The sequence below is a fragment of the Halomonas dongshanensis genome, from assembly GCF_024790395.1.
In the GTDB taxonomy this organism is placed as follows: Bacteria; Pseudomonadota; Gammaproteobacteria; order Pseudomonadales; family Halomonadaceae; genus Vreelandella; species Vreelandella dongshanensis.
In genome coordinates this window covers 345,101-362,567 of the sequence record NZ_JAJISC010000001.1, presented here as the reverse complement: position 1 = coordinate 362,567, position 17,467 = coordinate 345,101, and the positions used below count along the sequence as shown (strand labels likewise).

The 17,467-nt window shown below is 60.1% G+C and carries 15 protein-coding genes; 1 reads left to right on the top strand and 14 read right to left on the bottom strand.

Translation table 11 applies throughout. The features are described 5' to 3' along the window. Positions 1 to 65: 65 nt before the first annotated feature. The 13 genes from urtE to LLY24_RS01635 all read right to left on the bottom strand — a co-directional run bounded on the left by urtE (position 66) and on the right by LLY24_RS01635 (position 15,781). Positions 66 to 773, bottom strand: coding sequence for an urea ABC transporter ATP-binding subunit UrtE (urtE, locus tag LLY24_RS01695; protein WP_259034530.1), 708 nt, complete (start codon positions 771 to 773; stop codon positions 66 to 68). After that, entirely contained in the window at positions 773 to 1,606 is an 834-nt protein-coding gene (gene urtD, locus LLY24_RS01690; RefSeq protein ID WP_259034529.1) for an urea ABC transporter ATP-binding protein UrtD, read from the bottom strand. Before urtD ends, urtE begins: the two co-directional genes overlap by 1 nt. Next, positions 1,603 to 2,745 (bottom strand): urea ABC transporter permease subunit UrtC, encoded by a 1,143-nt coding sequence (gene urtC / locus LLY24_RS01685; RefSeq protein WP_259034528.1) that lies wholly within the window; start codon positions 2,743 to 2,745, stop codon positions 1,603 to 1,605. The genes urtD and urtC overlap by 4 nt, the downstream gene beginning before the upstream one ends. Positions 2,746 to 2,748: 3 nt before the next feature. Beyond that, positions 2,749 to 4,359, bottom strand: coding sequence for an urea ABC transporter permease subunit UrtB (gene urtB, locus LLY24_RS01680; RefSeq protein ID WP_259034527.1), 1,611 nt, complete (start codon positions 4,357 to 4,359; stop codon positions 2,749 to 2,751). A gap of 116 nt (positions 4,360 to 4,475) precedes the next feature. After that, the gene (gene urtA / locus LLY24_RS01675) at positions 4,476 to 5,825 is read right to left on the bottom strand and encodes an urea ABC transporter substrate-binding protein (protein WP_259034526.1); all 1,350 of its coding nucleotides are present in this window, start codon (positions 5,823 to 5,825) and stop codon (positions 4,476 to 4,478) included. 328 nt (positions 5,826 to 6,153) lie between these two features. Continuing rightward, complete coding sequence (locus tag LLY24_RS01670; RefSeq protein ID WP_259034525.1) at positions 6,154 to 7,266, bottom strand: class II histone deacetylase; 1,113 nt, start codon at positions 7,264 to 7,266, stop codon at positions 6,154 to 6,156. Continuing rightward, complete coding sequence (locus LLY24_RS01665; protein WP_259034524.1) at positions 7,263 to 8,465, bottom strand: MFS transporter; 1,203 nt, start codon at positions 8,463 to 8,465, stop codon at positions 7,263 to 7,265. Before LLY24_RS01665 ends, LLY24_RS01670 begins: the two co-directional genes overlap by 4 nt. A 280-nt stretch (positions 8,466 to 8,745) precedes the next feature. After that, positions 8,746 to 9,729, bottom strand: a complete 984-nt coding sequence (locus LLY24_RS01660; protein ID WP_259034523.1) for a helix-turn-helix transcriptional regulator — start codon at positions 9,727 to 9,729, stop codon at positions 8,746 to 8,748. A gap of 289 nt (positions 9,730 to 10,018) precedes the next feature. After that, complete coding sequence (locus LLY24_RS01655) at positions 10,019 to 11,506, bottom strand: tripartite tricarboxylate transporter permease (RefSeq protein ID WP_259034522.1); 1,488 nt, start codon at positions 11,504 to 11,506, stop codon at positions 10,019 to 10,021. 33 nt (positions 11,507 to 11,539) lie between these two features. Next, positions 11,540 to 12,016 carry a tripartite tricarboxylate transporter TctB family protein gene (locus LLY24_RS01650; RefSeq protein ID WP_259034521.1) on the bottom strand — a complete coding sequence of 159 codons (477 nt, stop codon included), beginning with the start codon at positions 12,014 to 12,016 and terminating at the stop codon, positions 11,540 to 11,542. Positions 12,017 to 12,097: 81 nt separating this feature from the next. Next, on the bottom strand, positions 12,098 to 13,096 hold the full coding sequence (locus LLY24_RS01645; protein WP_259034520.1) for a Bug family tripartite tricarboxylate transporter substrate binding protein: 999 nt from the start codon (positions 13,094 to 13,096) through the stop codon (positions 12,098 to 12,100). 224 nt (positions 13,097 to 13,320) lie between these two features. Further along, positions 13,321 to 14,064, bottom strand: a complete 744-nt coding sequence (locus LLY24_RS01640; protein ID WP_259034519.1) for a response regulator — start codon at positions 14,062 to 14,064, stop codon at positions 13,321 to 13,323. Further along, on the bottom strand, positions 14,054 to 15,781 hold the full coding sequence (locus tag LLY24_RS01635) for an ATP-binding protein (protein WP_259034518.1): 1,728 nt from the start codon (positions 15,779 to 15,781) through the stop codon (positions 14,054 to 14,056). The genes LLY24_RS01640 and LLY24_RS01635 overlap by 11 nt, the downstream gene beginning before the upstream one ends. A gap of 146 nt (positions 15,782 to 15,927) precedes the next feature. Between LLY24_RS01635 and LLY24_RS01630 the strand changes: the two genes are divergently transcribed. Next, entirely contained in the window at positions 15,928 to 16,650 is a 723-nt protein-coding gene (locus LLY24_RS01630) for a DUF481 domain-containing protein (protein ID WP_259034891.1), read from the top strand. A 29-nt stretch (positions 16,651 to 16,679) separates the two neighbouring features. Here the strand turns inward: LLY24_RS01630 and LLY24_RS01625 are convergent, their stop codons facing one another. Continuing rightward, positions 16,680 to 17,447 (bottom strand): ABC transporter permease, encoded by a 768-nt coding sequence (locus LLY24_RS01625; protein ID WP_259034517.1) that lies wholly within the window; start codon positions 17,445 to 17,447, stop codon positions 16,680 to 16,682. Positions 17,448 to 17,467: the final 20 nt, after the last annotated feature.

Below are 17,467 nucleotides of genomic sequence, written 5' to 3'. Positions count from 1 at the left end.
TCCAACAGCGTACTCGCCGCCCCACTTTGTGGCCGAAGGTGATGGCCACACCCTATATGGATAACTCACACCGTCAGGTGCTGCTTGATCAGTTGGTCGGTGAGATCACTAATGGGGCCGTCGGCCACCGGGCGGCCGCGGTCCATGATCACGAAGCGGTCGGCGTACTTGCGTGCAAAGGGCAGTTTCTGCTCGACCAGCAGCACCGTGAGCCCGTCCTCTTCGATCAGTTGGCGGATGACCTGACCGATTTGGGCAACGATGTTGGGCTGAATCCCTTCTCCTGGCTCATCCAGAATCAGAAGTTTGGGTTCGATCACCAAAGCGCGGCCGATGGCGAGCTGTTGCTGTTGGCCGCCGGAGAGATCGCCGCCCCGGCGGTGCTTCATCTCCTTGAGCACGGGGAAAAGCTCGTAAATACGCTCAGGGATTTTCTTCAGCCCGTCACCGCGTGCGGCAAGGCCGGTGCGCAGGTTCTCCTCCACGGTGAGCAGCGGAAAGATCTGCCGCCCCTGGGGCACGAAACCTATCCCCAAACGCGAGCGCGCTTCCACGGCCTTGCGGGTCAGTTCCACCTCGCCGTTGGCGCTGGCGTAGCGCATCTGTCCGCTTTTGGTCGCCACCTCCCCCATGATGGCCTTCATCAGCGTGGTCTTGCCCACACCGTTGCGCCCCATCACGCAGGTGCACTGGCCCTTGGGTACGTCGAGATCCAGGTCCCACAGGGTGTGGCTTTCGCCGTAGAACTGGTTGAGCTTTTCGATTGCGAGCATCAGGCCGCCTCCTCGTCTGCACCCAGGTAGACTTCCACGACCTTCGGATCGCTCGATACCTGGTCCATGCTGCCCTCCGCCAGCACGCTGCCCTGGTGCAGCACCGTGACCTTGCGCGCGATGGAGCGTACGAAGCCCATGTCGTGCTCGACCACCACCACCGACTGCTTACCCGCAAGGCTTACCAGAAGCTCTGCAGTGCGCTCCATCTCCTGCTCGGTCATGCCCGCCACGGGCTCGTCGACCAATAACAGCCGGGGGCGCTGCATGAGCAGCATGCCAATCTCGAGCCACTGCTTCTGGCCGTGAGAGAGAATTCCCGCAGGTTGAAAGCGAAGCGCCGTCAAACCGATGATCGAGAGGACTTCGTCGATGCGGTCCTGAATCTCGCCGGTCATGCGCGCCGTCAGGGTGGGAAAGATACCCTTATTGGCGGCCATGGCCAGCTCCAGGTTGTCGAACACGCTAAGCGCTTCGAACACCGTGGGCTTCTGGAACTTGCGCCCAACGCCCAAGCTTGCGATCTCCGGCTCGTTCATCTGCAGAAGGTTATGGCGGCTGCCGAACCAAACACTGCCTTCCGTGGGCCGGGTCTTGCCGGTGATGATGTCCATCATGGTGGTCTTGCCCGCGCCGTTGGGACCGATGATGCAGCGCAGTTCGCCGTCGTCGATGGTCAGGTTCAAGTTGTTGATCGCCTTGAAGCCGTCGAAGCTGACGGTCACGTCTTCCATGTAGAGAATCGGGCCGTGGCGCACGTCGACCGGCGAGGCGGTAGGCGCCATGAAGTCGAAGACCCGATCGCGGGCCTTGAGCGATTGCAGCAGGCTCATGCCGTGGCCTCCCCTGGTGACGTCGATGATGAACGGCGGCGCAGGTGGCGCAAAAGCCCCGCGACCCCCTTGGGCAAAAAGACCGTGACCAGCACGAATAGCGCCCCTAAAGCGAACAGCCAAGCATCCGGCATCACGCCGGTGAACACGGTCTTGGCATAGTTGACCAAAATCGCGCCGATGACGGCGCCATAGAGGGTGGCACGCCCACCGAGGGCGACCCACAGAACGATCTCGATGGAAAACAGCGGCGAAAACTCGCTCGGATTGATGATGCCGACTTGCGGTACGTAGAGCGCCCCGGCCACACCGGCAAGCATCGCCGAGACCACGAAGACAAAAAGCTGGAAGCGTTCGACCCGGTAGCCGATAAAGCGCGTACGCGCCTCGGCATCGCGAGTCGCCACGCAGACCCGGCCAAGCTTGCTGGTGACGATCGCCCGGCAGAGGATGTACCCGAGCGCCAGCGCCACGCCGGAGGCCAGAAACAGCCCCAGGCGCGTATCGCTGCTGCGCAGATTGAAGCCGAGAATCTCGCGGAAATCCGTCAAGCCGTTGTTGCCGCCGAAGCCCATCTCGTTGCGGAAGAACGCCAGCATCAAGGCAAAAGTGAGCGCCTGGGTGATGATCGAGAGATACACCCCGGTGACCCGCGAGCGAAACGCCAGAAAGCCGAATACCAGCGCCAGAAGCCCCGGTGCCAGCAGCACCATGGCAAAGGCAAACCAGGCCATGTCGAAGCCGTGCCAGTACCAGGGCAGGCTTTCCCAGTTGAGAAACACCATGAAGTCCGGCAGCACCGGATGGCCGTAGGTGCCCCGATCGCCGATCTGGCGCATCAGATACATCCCCATGGCGTAGCCGCCGATGGCGAAAAAGGCGCCGTGCCCAAGGCTTAGAATGCCCAGATAGCCCCAGACGAGATCCACCGCCACGGCGAGCAGCGCGTAGCTCAAATACTTGCCAAACAGGTTCACCGTATAGGCGTTAACGTGTAGCGCGTGACCTCTGGGCACCGCCACGTGGAGTACCGTGACGATGATGAGTGCGGCCAGCAGCACGCCCAGAAATATCTGCGTGGCGCGCTCGCCAAAGGGGCGGGTGAGCCAGAAGCGGCTCGCTGAATTCGCGTTCGGCATCGCTTAGCCCTCCGCCGCACGGCCCTTTTGCGGGAAGAGTCCCCGCGGGCGCTTTTGAATGAACAGGATGATGAAGACCAGCACGATGATCTTGGCCAGCACCGCCCCCGCCCAGGGTTCGAGCAGCTGGTTGATCACCCCAAGCGAAAGCCCCGCCACGAGCGTGCCCCAAAGGTTGCCCACGCCGCCGAACACCACCACCATGAACGAGTCGATGATGTAGTTCTGGCCCAGGTTCGGCCCCACGTTGGTGAGCTGGGAGAGCGCTACCCCGGCAAGCCCGGCCACACCCGAGCCCAACGCGAAGGTGAGGATATCCACCCGGGTCGCGCGAATGCCCATGGCCCGCGCCATGGCGCGGTTTTGCGTCACCGCGCGCACCTCTAGCCCCAGCCGCGTGCGGCGCATGATCAGCATCAAGCCCACGAAGACGAAGAGCGCAAAGCCCAGCACCACCATGCGGTTCAGCGTCAGCGACAGCGCGTCGTTGATGATGAGCGAGCCGCTCATCCACTCCGGCGTCACCACCGTGCGGTTGAGCGGCGAAATCACCGTGCGCACCAACTGCTGGAGAATCAGACTCACCCCGAAGGTGGCCAGCAGGGTTTCGAGCGGCCGGCCCTTCAAGAACTGAATCACCCCGCGCTCGATGGCAATTCCCACAAGTGCTGCCACCAAAAACCCGGCGGGGATCGAAAGCAGCAGCGCCAACCCAGGTTGTCCGGGTAGAAGCTGCTGCATCATCCAGGTGGTGTAAGCACCGAGCATGATCAGCTCGCCGTGCGCCATGTTGATCACGCCCATGACGCCAAACGTAATGGCAAGGCCGATGGCTGCCAGTACCAGTACCGAGCCCAGGCTCAGGCCGAAGTAGAGCGTCTCGACGCCGCGATTGAGCTTGAGGTTTTGTTCGATGCTGGCCAGAGCGCTGCGCGCGGCGTCGGCCACGATTGGGTCGTCACCATTGGCGGCGCGATTGAGTGCCACCCGGGCGCGCGGGTGAAGGCTGCCCTTGAGCGTCTCGACACCCTCGAGCTCGCCATTTTCAGTTTGGTAGATCGCCAACGCCTGCGTAAGACGCTGCCGCACCTGGAGGTCGTCCTCCTCACTGATCAGCGTATCGAGCAGCCCAGCGAGATCGCCGTCCACCTCACCTAATAGGCGCTCGGCAGAGAGGCGGCGGCGCTCGACGCGGGGCGAATAGAGATCGACCACCGCAATGGCGCTTCTCAGCTGGTTACGCAAGGCGTTGTTGATGCCGATACGGTCGAGATCGCGCCGGGACATCTCGCCCAGCGGCTCTTCGGTCAGCGCATCGGCAACCGGCCAGTTGCGCCCGATATTGTTCAGCACCACCACGAAGCGGCCCTCCTCGGTGCGCTGCAAACGGCCATCGAGTAAGGCCTGAAGCCAATCCCGCGCGCGTTCGTCATCGCTTTGCAAAATGGCGGTGATCGCCTCGCCCTTGTCGTGGTAGGAGCCGACATCGAGCGCTTCAAGCAGCGCCTGAGCGTCTTCGTCGCTGGCGGTAGAGGAGCCGGTTTGTGCCTGGGCACCGAGCGCGATGCTCAGCAGCAGAGCGCACCAAAGCCCCCGAAAAAGGAAACGCCTCATGAGGTTGTTCCTTGGTTTAAAAGTGGGTCACTAGGAGGTGAATCGAGATGCGGTGAAACGATAAAACTGACGAGATAGCGTGCTCCCCTGCCGCAAGCGGCAGGGGATAAAACGTGTTATTCGGCTAGCGCCGCTTCGGCTTCTTCCGCGGCGGTGCTGCCACCGCACGAGCCGTTGGCGACGTTGAAGTTGCCGCAGCGCATCGGCGCGCGCCAGTCGGCAATCAAATCGCGTGAGCCAGGCAAAAAGTCGGACCAGGCGTCGCCCGCAACGGTAGAGGGCGTCTGCCAGACGATGTCGAACTGGCCGTTATCCTGCACTTCGCCGATCAGCACCGGCTTGGTGATGTGGTGGTTGGGCATCATCGCCGCATAGCCACCGGAGAGGTTCGGCACGGTAACGCCGATGATCGCGTCTTTCACCGCGTCGACATCGGTGGTGCCCGCCTTGCGCACCGCTTCCGCCCACATGTTGAAGCCAATGTAGTGGGCTTCCATCGGGTCGTTGGTCACCGCTTCTTCGTCGCCGGTGTGCTCGATCCAAGCGTCGATGAAGTCGTAGTTGGCGTCGGTGTCCACGCTCATGAAGTAGTTCCAGGCCGCCAGGTGGCCGACCAGCGGGCCAGTGTCGATACCGGAAAGTTCTTGCTCACCTACCGAGAAGGCGATGACCGGAATGTCGGCGGCGTCGATGCCCTGGTTGGCAAGCTCGCGGTAGAACGGCACGTTGGCGTCGCCGTTGATGGTCGAGACCACCGCAGTAGGCTTACCCTCTTCCCCGAAGCGGCGGATCTCGGAAACGATGTTCTGCCAGTCCGAGTGACCGAAGGGTGTGTAGTTGACCATGATGTCCTCTTCCGCCACGCCGTACTCGTCCTGAAGATAAGCCTCGAGGATACGGTTGGTGGTACGCGGATAGACGTAGTCGGTGCCGATCAGCGCGAAGCGCTCGATGCCCACTTCGTTGATCAGGTAATCCACCGCCGGAATCGCCTGCTGGTTGGGCGCCGCACCGGTGTAAAAGACGTTCTCGGAGGACTCCTCACCTTCATACTGCACCGGATAGAAGAGCAGGCCGTTGAGCTCCTCGAACACCGGCAGCACCGCCTTGCGCGACACGGAGGTCCAGTTGCCGAACACCACGTCCACTTCCTCCTGGGCGAGCAGCTCGCGGGCGCGCTCGGCGAACAGCGGCCAGTTTGAGGCCGGATCGACCACCACCGCTTCGAGCTGACGCCCCAGCAGGCCACCTGCTTCATTCTGCTGGGCGATAAGCATCTCGACGGTGTCCTTCAGCGTCGATTCACTGATCGCCATGGTGCCGGAAAGCGAGTGGAGAATACCGACCTTGATGGGATCGTTCTCCTGGGCGACGGCGTGAAGGCTTGCGGCGGCCAACGCGGAAGCGAGCAGGGTAGTGGCAAAGCGCCGAGCGCGCGGTTTAGCGGTTAGGTCGATCGTGGTCACTTGAGTCTCCTTGCTCCCCACTATGGGGGTTGTTATATGGCCAAGCGGAAACAGCAAAAGAGACAAAGCAAGGGGCGCGCCAAGATGGCGCATTAGAAAATATTTTTTATCAAATCATAACCTTGAAATAGCCACACATCTTTTGGCTTGATGCTTGCGCACCAGCGCGGCGCAGCCAGCGACAAAGAATGCACCTCCTTCATGCACCAAAACGACCGCCTGCACCATGAGTGTTCATTTGTAATAAAAAGCGCCCGGTGCGGACGCCAGCAGTAGAGTAAATGGGTTTGGACTCCAGCTCTGTCAGTTGGATATTTCGTAAATACGGTTAAAAGCCCCAACTGATCGCTAACTCGTCGAGTTGCTGGCGTTGAAATGTACGAAGCCGGTCATTGGGCTGCTGGGCGCGGATAAATGCCAGCAACGGATCCTCGACGCCGGTTTTGATACCAGATAGCTCCTCGATGGCAGCATGACCACAAAAAGGCACGTAGGCCTCTGAATATCCTCCTTCGTGTACCATGACCAAGCGGCCATTACAGAGCTTTTCAGCGGCTTCGCGTACGATACGGGTCATATCACGGAATGCTTCACTAGGCAGCAGCATGCGCGCCAGTGGATCGAGAGCATTGGCATCATAACCACAGGCGACGATAATCAGTTCCGGTGAAAAGCGCTCCAGCGCGGGGACAACCAATCTTTCCAGGGCGTAGCGGTAGGCATCCTCTCCTCCGCCTGGTAGCAGTGGAATATTGAGATTACTGTCCTCACCCTCACCTTCTCCTCGATCCAGATCGCCTGCATAGCCGGGCGGAAAGCAGCCCTCTTGATGTAGCGAGATAGTCAATACATCTTCGCGGTCGTAGTAAATCGCCTGGGTGCCGTTACCGTGATGTACATCCCAGTCGATTACGGCAACACGCTCGATAGCGAAACGTCTTTTGGCCGCTTCAATGGCGATGGGGATATTGGCAAGAAAGCAAAACCCCATGGCTTGATTGGGCAGACAATGATGGCCAGGAGGGCGCGTCAACGCATAGGCATTATCGGTCTCGCCACGTAACACCGTGGCGACCGCTTCGATGGCTAATCCGACCGAGCGTCTAGCGATTTCGTAGCTCCCCGGGCCAATGGGAGCATTATCACCAAGCTCGCCGCCTCCGGCATGGCTCATTGCCCGAAAGCGATCCAAATAATCCTTTGAATGGATGGATTCCAGGAGAGCTTCGTCGGCACAGGAAGCCGAGCGAACGTCTAACGCATTCAAAAGTCCCGAAACTTCCATCAGACTTTTCAAGCGACGCTTGGTTTCAGGCGATTCAGCAAGCCCTCCAGCCGCCGGTGGCTGTACCCAGCCGCCGACAGGCATCGTCAAAGCGTACTGCCCGGCGCTATGCCACATGCAGTGTTCATCGAAAAAAAAGGCGGTTCGGCGAGTCATGATGCTTCTCCAAAAGTAGATAAAGAACCAGAGGTAGCTCTGGCGGAAGGTCGTTGAGCCGTCAGTACCAGCATCATCGATAATGCGACGATGCCCATCGCCCCCACCAACAACCATTCAAACCCGCCGCTGGACTCCAGCGCTCGACCAGCCAACGCTGGGCCAATTGCCAGACCGCCCCCAATGACAAGGTTTGTAGTGTTCATGAGCTGCCCAGACGTATCGAGCTCGGCAAGCGTGGTCATAATGAAGGGCAGTACGAAGGTCCAGGTAAACTTGAAAATCAGGGCGGCTAGCGCAAAACGCAAAAGCGTCGGGGTCTTCAGCAGTAGCGCTACGGCGACGATCATGAGAGCGTAGCCGAGCATCAGCCAGAGGCGGCGAGCCCCGCGGGCACCAATCGATGTAGCCGTCGCGGCTCCCAGAATTCCCATTACGGTAGCCAAGGCAAGAATATCGCCACTCGTTTTGGCTGAGAGACCGCTACCGCTGGCAATACTTCCAATAAATGTCCAGACCCCACTCAAACCGATATAGAACGTTAGTACCGCTAGAGTGCCGAGCGCTGCTTTCACGCGAGGCAAGGATGAAGTACTCGTTGTAAAGGTCCGTTGATCTTCAAGTTCCGGAAACGCTCTGGTCAGCGGCAAACACGCCGCCATTAGCCCCGCCAGTAGCCAGTAAACGATCGCCAAACCAAAACGCTCGAATAGCGCTGGTAGTACAGCCAGTCCGACCGCTCCAACTACCAACTGCCCCATGACCCAGAAGCCATAGACACGGTCCTTGTTTGTTGTCAGGGCCGCACTGGAAATACAAAGCACCATCAGTGAGCCACCCGCAAAGGCACTCAGCATACGCAAGCCCATTAGGATGCCGTACTCCTGGGTTAGCGAAGAGGCCACATTTCCAGTGATGAAAACCACACCGGCTATCAGCGCTACTCGCCGCCAAGAAAAACGTGATAACCACCAATAGGCAGGGAGGGTGGCGAGACTCATTGCACCAAGCTCGGCAGCAAACAGATTGCCAACCTGGCTTGGCATGAGACCAAGCTGACTTATTAACTGCTCAGCAATGGCTGGCGCTGCCATTAAAACGGCAGGGGCAATGGCGGCGAAGGCCACGACAGCTATCACTAAAAAACGCTGTGGATCCGTGTGTCGTAAGTCCGAACGAGTAGACGGCGTCGTTGACATACTTAAGTTTCCTTTAGGGTTATCGTTGTTAACGAGCTTTCACGCTTCATCCGATTAAAAAGAAACTGCAATGCGTCGCTATAGAAAAAGCATAGAGCTAAGCCGTGTTTGGCTTGATTGCTGGGCAGTGTTAATTAAGCGCTACCGATGCCATCTTAAAGTCACTAAAGAGATAACAAGTGAACGGCGTTTCGAACTCTTTTTTCCCGGGTACGAGCATCGGATATTTATCCCTGAATACTCACGGGCGCCTATCACTGTCTGACCCAGCGCATTTAAATCAGCCAAATGGCGTGCGATTTACCAAGTTGGCTATGCTCGCTTTATCATGAACGCCCAGCTTTCCATAAATACTACGCAGATGGTGACGCACCGTGCTGGGAGCTATTTCGAGAGTGCGAGCAATTTCCTTGTAAGTTAGTCCTTCACCAAATTGCCGAGCCACTTCGCATTCGCGCCCGCTTAAACATGCCAAGGGCCCGCGTCGATAAACAGTCAACAGCCATAGATCGTCTACCGCGAGACACTGGATACGGATTTGCTCACCCTGATAGCCGGATTCATTCAGCTCAACAGGCAGTCTCGGCCCTTTCCAGCCGGGCCACTCGAGCAGCATTAAATCCGCGAAACCACGCTCAACGCCGTGCAATACGCTCTGGTGATCGCATACCGCCAGCACCAGATGCTGTTGGGTCAGGTGTTCTCGACGTGCCATCAGTGTGCGAACCTGGCTGGCATCGACAGCCGCAGAAAGATGAGTCATTAAATGGGTCAATAGATGGCGATCATGTTCGCTAAACGTCTGTGCACCAGGGGCGCGATAGAGGGAAAGATGATCGCTGAGCTGGGTATGGGGATTGGTATGAATGACACAAATCAATTCGCCCAAGCCGTGACGTTCACCAAGCCAGCATAGACCCGGCGTAAACTTGCGCATATTGATGATGACCGCTTGTCCAGGTTCTCGATGCACTCGGTCGATGGTGATATCTTCGTGCTGAATGAAGAGCCAATCCTCGATGAATTCCGGCTCGAGATTGAACAAGTGGCAGCTGTGCTCTTTAACGTGACCATCGATATGTGCAGCACGCCCCCACCAGGCCTTTTCGAAAGGAAGTGTTTCCTGCAAACACTTAAAGGCCGCATGGTGAAAACTGGAAAGGGGCTGTTCCTGAGCCAGCCGGTTGATACTCCAAAGCAACGAACTGAACTCGGCCATCAGACGCTCCACACCAGAGCGCTTCAGCGACGTATCATCGTGCATAATGGTATTCCCGTGTTGTTGTTAGTCACCTCGTCGGGGCGATCGGGCAGTCTTATACTAACCAGTATCTTACCTCCCCTGACTGCAGACCATCGTTCAAATGAACGATGGCCGACAAGACGCCAATCGTTTGCGGCTACATCTTGTAAAGTGCCAGCAGTAGGCAAGATGGCGGAAAATATTCAGAACCAGCTCCGCCATTCAATAAACTATCTGGGAAGAGGCAATCAATACTTTTGGAAGGATCAAAAAAAGCGCCCATACGGGCGCTAACAAGGGGAAGAAACGGTTAAACTGCGCGCTTGCGGCGCTTTTTCAACAGCGGCAGGCCAAGTGAGAGCACGGCGAGTACCAGCAGCGCCAGCGAGATCGGCTTGTCGATGAAAATCGACCAGTCGCCGCCGGAGATCTGCAGCGCCCGGCGCATGGACTCTTCCATGATGTTGCCGAGAATCAAGGCAAGAATCAGGGGTGCTGCCGGGAAACCGAACAGGCGCATACCCAGGCCGAGAAGGCCAAAACCGAGCAGCAGCAGTAGATCGAACACGCTGAAGCTCATGCCGTAAACGCCGATCATGCAGAAGATCAGAATCAGCGAGAGCAAAAGCGGCTTGGGCATGTCGAGAATCTTGGCGATCAACGGAATCAGCGGCAGGTTGAGCACCAAGAGGAAGATGTTGCCGATGTACATACTGGCGATGACGCCCCAGAACACGTCCGGGCGCTGTTCGAGCATCATCGGGCCAGGGTTGACGCCCATGACCAGAAGTGCGCCCAGCAGCACCGCCGTAGTACCGGAGCCCGGTACGCCAAGCGTTAGCAGCGGGACGAAGGAGCCGGTACAGGCAGCGTTGTTGGCCGACTCAGGCGCGGCGACGCCTTTGATGTTGCCCTGGCCAAAGGTGTCTCCGTCCTTGGCCAGGCGCTTCTCCATGCTGTAGCCCAAAAACGAGCCGATGGTGGCGCCAGCGCCCGGCAGCACGCCGGTGAAAAAGCCCAACACCGAGCTGCGGCTGATCGGCCCCGCGATCTCTTTGACTTCGCTACGCGAAAGCTTGAGCGAGCCGATGGCGTTACGCGGCGCCTCTTTGCCGCCACCGCCCCGCAGCAGCATGTAGAACACCTCGGCCAGGGCGAAGATACCTAGCGCCACGACCAGGAAATCGATACCGTCCAGCAGTTGGATGGAGCCGAAGGTGTAGCGCTCGGTACCAGTCTGCAGGTCGATACCCACGATCGAGATCATGATGCCGACCACGGCGGCAATCAGCCCTTTGACCAGCGACTTGTCAGAGAGGGAGACCACCGCCGTCAGGCCCAGCACCATCAAGGCGAAGTACTCCGGCGGACCGAAGCTGACCGCTACCTTGGAGAGCAGCGGCGCCACCAACATCAAGAAGACCACCGACACGGTGCCACCGATGAACGAAGCGTAGGCTGCAATCGCCAGCGCCTTGCCCGCCATGCCCTTTTTGGCCATGGGGTAACCGTCGAAGGAAGTGGCCACCGTGCCCGCCACGCCCGGGGCATTGAGCAGAATCGACGACGTCGAGCCGCCGAAGATGGCGCCGTAGTAGACTCCCGCCATCAGAATCAGCCCCGAGGAGGGCTCCATGGCGAAGGTGATCGGAATCATCAGCGCCAGCGCGCTGATCGGCCCAAGCCCCGGCAGCATACCGATGATGGTACCGGCAAACACGCCAGCGAAGACGTAGGCGATGTTGATCGGCTCCAGCGCGATGCCGAAGCCGTACATGAGATTGTTCAAGGCATCCATGGGAAATTCTCTCGCTTGACCGCTAGAGCCGCCTTAGAAAGGCAGCACGCCCGTGGGCAGGTAGACGTCCATGACCCGCGTCATGGTGAGGTAGAGCGCCAGCACCACGCCCAGTACGGTGACGAGGTTGATGACATGACGGCGATAGCCGTAGAACGCGGTAAGCCCCGCGCCGAGCAGCGTAGAAGCCAGAACGAAACCGGCTGGCACCAGCAGCAGCGCGTAGGCCGCGACCGCTACGGCGGTGACGATGACGCGCCCCCAGGGCGAGAATAGCGGCGACGTCGCGGGCTCTTCCTCGGCCTCTTCGGCTCCAGCAGCGCTCGGCGTTTCGAAGAACAAACATACCGCGAGCAGCAAGAGCGTGAAGCCCAACACCTTGGGGAAAAGATCGGAATCGATGGGCCGGGGTAGCGGGAAGGTGGGGATCTGCCAGGCCATTGCCAAGTAGCCACCTGCCACCAGCGCCAGGACCAGCGCTAGCCATTGGTTGGTATTGAGTCGTGTCATGGGGTATCTCTCTACGAATCGGACACGGACGAAAACCTCCCCGGGGGCAGGCGCCACCGGGGAGACGTCGCTACGAGCGGGTTACTGAGCGATCAGGCCTAGCTCGCGGAGCACGCCACTGAACTGCTCTTGTTGCTCATCGAGGAAGGCGCCGAACTCTTCGCTATTCTGATAGGCATCGATCCAGCCAAGCTGGTCACGAGCGCGCTCCCAACCGTCGGTTTCGAGCATTTCGGCAAACAGCTCCTCGTAGTAGGCCACCGCCTCTTCGGGCATATCTGGAGCGCCCATCACGCCGCGCCAGATGTCGAAGGTGTAATCGACGCCCTGCTCTTGATAAGTGGGCACGTCTTCGAGCCCGCCGCCAAGGCGCTCGGGAGAGGAGACGCCAAGCGCACGCAGCTGGCTGCCTTCGCCAAGCTGGCCTACCGCTTCACCGGCACCGGTGACGACCGCCTCGATATGGCCGCCCATCAGGTTGGTCATGGCATCTCCACCGCCAGAGAACGGTACGTAGTTGACGCTAGCGGCATCCATACCCGCCGCCGCCGCGACACCGGCGATGGCAATGTGATCCATCGAGCCGGGGGCGCTACCGCCACCAATGGAGAGTCTCGGGTTCTCTTTGAGTGCATCGAACAGATCGTTGATGCTCTGGTACTCAGAGTCCGCTGCTACCAAGACGATAGAGTAGTCGGTGATCAGTCGCGCGACCGGGGTGAAATCGCTGTGGTCATAGCGTGATGCGCCTGCCAGCGGCACCAGAATGATCGGCGGGCTGGTGGCGAAAAGCTTGTGCGGGTTACCGCTATCGCGAGCGACTTGAGCCCAGGCCACGGCGCCGCCGCCGCCGGGCACGTTGATCGCGGCGAAGTTCTGCTCGGCCAGGTTCTCTTCTTGCAGCACGCGCGAGACGGTGCGCACCAGAGTGTCCCAGCCGCCGCCGGGATTGGCCGGAGCAATGAACTCGATCGAGCGCGTCGGCGTCCACTCCTGGGCGTGAGCGGCAGTGCCGAGCCCCGAGAGGGCTGCCAGCGGCAGAGCGAGTACGGAAAGGCGTTTGAGCGAAAGCGTCTTCATGGCGTTCTCCACGGGTACGGTAGTTATTGTGATGGCTGCGTTGTTGTTACGAGTGTTGTAACGAGTGCGTTGTAATGGATGACGTCGTTGTGATGTCAGCCTCGCACGTTAGAAGAGCGCGCCCCCCTGGAACAAGCTTGTGAACATAAAGAACAAAAAGTTTATTTTGGGCGTTTTGTTCATTGTGTTCACGACTGGATAACGTTCATTCAGTAGGAGGTGGCTCAGGTCACGCTCAGCCACTCGCTACCGCGTTCCAACAACCGGTAGCGCCGCTCCGGGCGCCCCACGTCACCATAGCCTAGCTCGGCGTTAACGCTTTGCTCGGCGACGAGAAACTCGAGATAGCGTCTAGCCGTCGAACGGCTCGCCCCCATCGCCTTGGCCACCTGCATCGCGGTCAGCGGCGTCGAGGCCGCCGCCAGCGCCTCCATCACGCTAGTCAGCGTCAGCCGGTCGATCCCCTTGGGCAGCGCGCTGAGCGAAGCACGCGGCGCCGGTGCGGGGGTCAGCCTCGCGAGTACGTGATCGAGCTCGTCTTGGCTCATTTCGTTGCGGCACGCCAGCGCCTCGCGCTCGCGGCGAAAGCGCGCGAGCATCTGATGCAGGCGCGCGGCCTCGATGGGCTTGATCAGATAGTCGAACACGCCGCTGCGCAGCGCTTCGGAGATGGTCTCGACCTCACGCGCAGCGGTAACCATGACGATATCGACGTGCAGATACTGGCGACGTAGATCCCATAAAAGTGTGAGTCCCTCGACGTCCGGCAGATAGGCGTCGAGCAGAATCAGCGCCACCTCATCGCCGCGCTCGGCCATTACGGCGCGCGCCTCGCTGCCGCTGCGTGCCATGCCGACGACGCGAAAGCCATCGCTCTGCTCGATGAAGGCGCTATGTATCTCGGCAATGCGAAAATCGTCTTCGACGACCAAAATGCCGTACGGTGGCGCCAAAACGTCAGTGGCCATGCGATGGTTCTCCCTGTGATTGTCGGCGTTCAGCAAGCGTTGGCGCACGCTGAGCGCATAGCCCGCGATCCAGCACGACGATGAAGCAGGCCCCGCCCAGCTCGCTCTCCTCCAGCGTCACCGCCCCATGGTGCTGACGGCAAAGCCTTTCGACCAGCGCCAACCCAATGCCCAAATGCTTGCCCTGCTTGGTCGAAAACCCTTCGGTGAAGATCGCCTCTGCAAGCGCAGGCGGCACGCCTGAGCCGTTGTCCTCGACTTCGACGAGCAACTGCTCACCGAGGTCGGTGAAAAAGAGACGCACCCGAGGGTTCTCGGCGTGGGGGCCGTTTAGCGCCGCGTGGCAGGCGTTATCAAGCAGGTTGCCGACCACACTCATCATTACCTCCTGGCCCGTAGGCGTCAGCGGGCAGGAGAGCGAGCTCTGCTCGTCGATCTCGAGGGCAACACCGAGCTCCCGCGCGCGGGTGAGCTTACCAAGCAGCGTGCCGCTCAAAACGGTATCGGCCACCCGGCGCATGAGAAAGCTCATCTGCTGTTGGGCGCGGGCGGTCTCTTGATGGATCAGCGCCAGCGCTTCATCGCGGCGGTCAAGCTGCAAAAGCCCGGAGATGGTATAGAGCTTGTTGGAGAACTCGTGGGCCTGGGCGCGCAGCATATCGACGTCGCGGCTCGCTTGGGTCAGCGCCTGAGAAAGGTCGATGATTTCCCGGCGGCTGCGAAAGGTCGCCACCGCCCCCTCCACTTCGCCTTCGTAGAGAATCGGCACGCGGTTGACCACCACCGGATGGTCGCCAAGCCACATCTCCTGGTCGAACTCCTGTTCGCCGCGCCTGATCACATCGAGCAGGCGCGTATTGGGCACGACCGCCTGAATCGGCTGTCCCAGCAACACGTGATCGTCGGGCAAGTCGAGAAAGCGTCGCGCCTGCTGATTCACCAGCGTAATATGGCCGTCGCTGTTGATGGCGAGAATGCCTTCGTGGATCGACTGTAAGATCGCCTCTTTCTCGATCGCCAAACGCGCGATTTCGTAGGGTTCGAGCCCCAGGATCACGCGCTTGAGATGCTGCGAGAGCCAGTAGGCCCCGGCAAAGCCAAGCACGATCATCAGCGCCACCAACGCCCAGCCAAGGCTGGTGTAGCGACCAATATCCATGGCCACGCGGTCGAGCATAAAACCGACCGAGACGATGCCAATGATGTTGCCATCGGCGTCGCGCACTGGAGTCTTGCCGCGCATGGCCGTGCCCAGTGAACCGGTGGCCTCGGAGATGTAGGAGGCGCCATAGCGCAGCGCCTGCTCGTTGTCGCCGCCGACCATGTGCTGACCAATGCGCTCGGGCACCGGGTGGGAGTAACGGATCGACTCGGAATTGCCGACCACGACGTAGCGCGCGCCGGTGGCATGGCGAATGCGCTCGGCGATGGGCTGAATGCGCGCGGCGGGGTCGGGCTCGGCAAAGGCGGCGATGATCTCGGGCATCACCGCCACGCTCTGGGCCACCGCCAGCGCCCGCTCGCCCATCTGGTGGCTGATGATGTCGGCCTTGCGGTGATTGAGGTAGGTGCCCTGGGCCAGTAGCATGCCCGCCAGCAGGAGACCGACCAGCAGCATGACCTGTAGGCGAAAGCTGCGCTTGTACCAGCGTCGCTTGGCGCGCGGGCGGCGAAAACGCTGGAGTTCGGCGAGGGTGCGAGAGCGTGGCGGAGTCATGGGCGCATCGCCAAGAGGAAGAATCAGCAAGGAAAACGCGCCCAAGCGGAACTCAGGCGCCTATTTGTGGCCCATTATGACACGCTTGCGGGTAAAGGCTTTTCGACTAAAGGGGGAGAAGGGTGTTGGCTAGGGGCCCATTCATCATGCTGCTTGGCAGCCTATTTGTGGCATCTCATGCCAGCGCCAATCCGTTCTATGCGCCGCCCGCGCCGGGCGAAGATGCGCCCATTTTCAGCGGCGACGCCGAGCTCGGCTTCACCCAGCTCTCGGGCAATACCGATAGCCGCACGCTGATCGGCAAGACGCGCCTGACGTGGCTCACGGGTCCCTTCACCCATTCGCTACGCGGCGAGGTGCGCAACGTCAGCAAAGATGGCGAGACCAGCGCCGAGCAGTACCTGCTCTCGGCGCGCGAGCGCTTTGATTTCAGCGGCCCGCACTATCTCTTTGGTTTCGCCCGCTGGGAGAAAGATCGCTTTGCCGGTTACGACCAGCAGCTCTCGGTCATCGGCGGCTACGGCCGTCATCTCCTCAGCGGCGAGCGTCACTACCTGTCACTGGAAGCAGGACCCGGCTACCGTGATGACCGCCTGCGCGACGACGACAACGAGCGGCTACTGGTGGCCTACTCTGCCCTCGATTACCGCTGGGAGTTTTCACAGTTCGCCGACCTCGAGCAGGAGATGTCGGTGGAGTACACCGATCAAAACACCACCTCGCGCTCGTTGACCGCCCTAACCGCTCGTCTCAACTCGCGCATGTCGCTGCGCCTCTCCCACGAGATCAAGCACAACTCCGAGCCACCGGACGATACCAGTGAGCAGACCGACCATACAACGAGCGCCTCGCTGCTCTATCGCTGGTAAACGTAACCGCTGGTAACCGTCAGGGGTCATCAGCGCTGGCCGCGATGCGCCCAGCCGGTCATGCGTTTTTCGAGCCAGGAGAAGAGCTCGTACATCACCATCGCCATGGCGCTGATCACGATCAAGCCCGCGAACACCAACCCCATGCGCATCTGCGAGCCCGCGCTCATCATCAAATAGCCAATGCCCTGGTTGGAGGCTACCGTCTCCGACACCACGGTGCCGACGAAGGCGAGCGTAATCGCCACCTTGAGCGAGGCGAAGAAGTAGGGCAGCGAGCGGGGTAAGCCTACTTTCAACAGCACGTCGATGCGCCGGGCGCCAAGCACGCGCAGCACGTCCTCCATTTCCGGTTCGAGCGTAGCAAGCCCGGTGGCCACGTTGACCACGATGGGAAAGAAGCAAATCAAAAAGGCAGTGAGGATCGCCGGTACCGACCCAATGCCGAACCACACCACCAAGATGGGCACGAACGCGACTTTGGGAATGGCATTGAACCCCACCAGCAGCGGGTAGCAGGCGTTGTAGAGAAATCGCGAGGCGCCAATGGTGATGCCTAGTGCCAACCCCACGACGACGCCTAGGCCAAAGCCGATCAGCGTGGTCCAAAAGGTCTGCCAGGAGTGCTTGCCAATGGGCCCGGCGTAATCGATCAGCGCGCGACCGGCGTCCAGAGCGCTGGGAAAGATGAAGCTCGGCACCTGAAAAAGACGCACCAGCCCCTCCCACAGCAGGATTAATACGACGACCGCTGCCCAGGGCGCCAAGCGTTCGAGCGAAGGGGAAAAAGCGCGCATGACGTGACCTCTTAGAACGA

What these genes read in the sequence shown, in the direction of transcription:
- urtE (WP_259034530.1), bottom strand. Translation starts at nt 773, where the DNA reads ATGCTCGCAATCGAAAAGCTCAACCAGTTCTACGGCGAAAGCCACACC.
- urtD (WP_259034529.1), bottom strand. Translation starts at nt 1,606, where the DNA reads ATGAGCCTGCTGCAATCGCTCAAGGCCCGCGATCGGGTCTTCGACTTC.
- urtC (WP_259034528.1), bottom strand. Translation starts at nt 2,745, where the DNA reads ATGCCGAACGCGAATTCAGCGAGCCGCTTCTGGCTCACCCGCCCCTTT.
- urtB (WP_259034527.1), bottom strand. Translation starts at nt 4,359, where the DNA reads ATGAGGCGTTTCCTTTTTCGGGGGCTTTGGTGCGCTCTGCTGCTGAGC.
- LLY24_RS01670 (WP_259034525.1), bottom strand. Translation starts at nt 7,266, where the DNA reads ATGACTCGCCGAACCGCCTTTTTTTTCGATGAACACTGCATGTGGCAT.
- LLY24_RS01665 (WP_259034524.1), bottom strand. Translation starts at nt 8,465, where the DNA reads ATGTCAACGACGCCGTCTACTCGTTCGGACTTACGACACACGGATCCA.
- LLY24_RS01660 (WP_259034523.1), bottom strand. Translation starts at nt 9,729, where the DNA reads ATGCACGATGATACGTCGCTGAAGCGCTCTGGTGTGGAGCGTCTGATG.
- LLY24_RS01655 (WP_259034522.1), bottom strand. Translation starts at nt 11,506, where the DNA reads ATGGATGCCTTGAACAATCTCATGTACGGCTTCGGCATCGCGCTGGAG.
- LLY24_RS01650 (WP_259034521.1), bottom strand. Translation starts at nt 12,016, where the DNA reads ATGACACGACTCAATACCAACCAATGGCTAGCGCTGGTCCTGGCGCTG.
- LLY24_RS01645 (WP_259034520.1), bottom strand. Translation starts at nt 13,096, where the DNA reads ATGAAGACGCTTTCGCTCAAACGCCTTTCCGTACTCGCTCTGCCGCTG.
- LLY24_RS01640 (WP_259034519.1), bottom strand. Translation starts at nt 14,064, where the DNA reads ATGGCCACTGACGTTTTGGCGCCACCGTACGGCATTTTGGTCGTCGAA.
- LLY24_RS01635 (WP_259034518.1), bottom strand. Translation starts at nt 15,781, where the DNA reads ATGACTCCGCCACGCTCTCGCACCCTCGCCGAACTCCAGCGTTTTCGC.
- LLY24_RS01630 (WP_259034891.1), top strand. Translation starts at nt 15,928, where the DNA reads ATGCTGCTTGGCAGCCTATTTGTGGCATCTCATGCCAGCGCCAATCCG.
- LLY24_RS01625 (WP_259034517.1), bottom strand. Translation starts at nt 17,447, where the DNA reads ATGCGCGCTTTTTCCCCTTCGCTCGAACGCTTGGCGCCCTGGGCAGCG.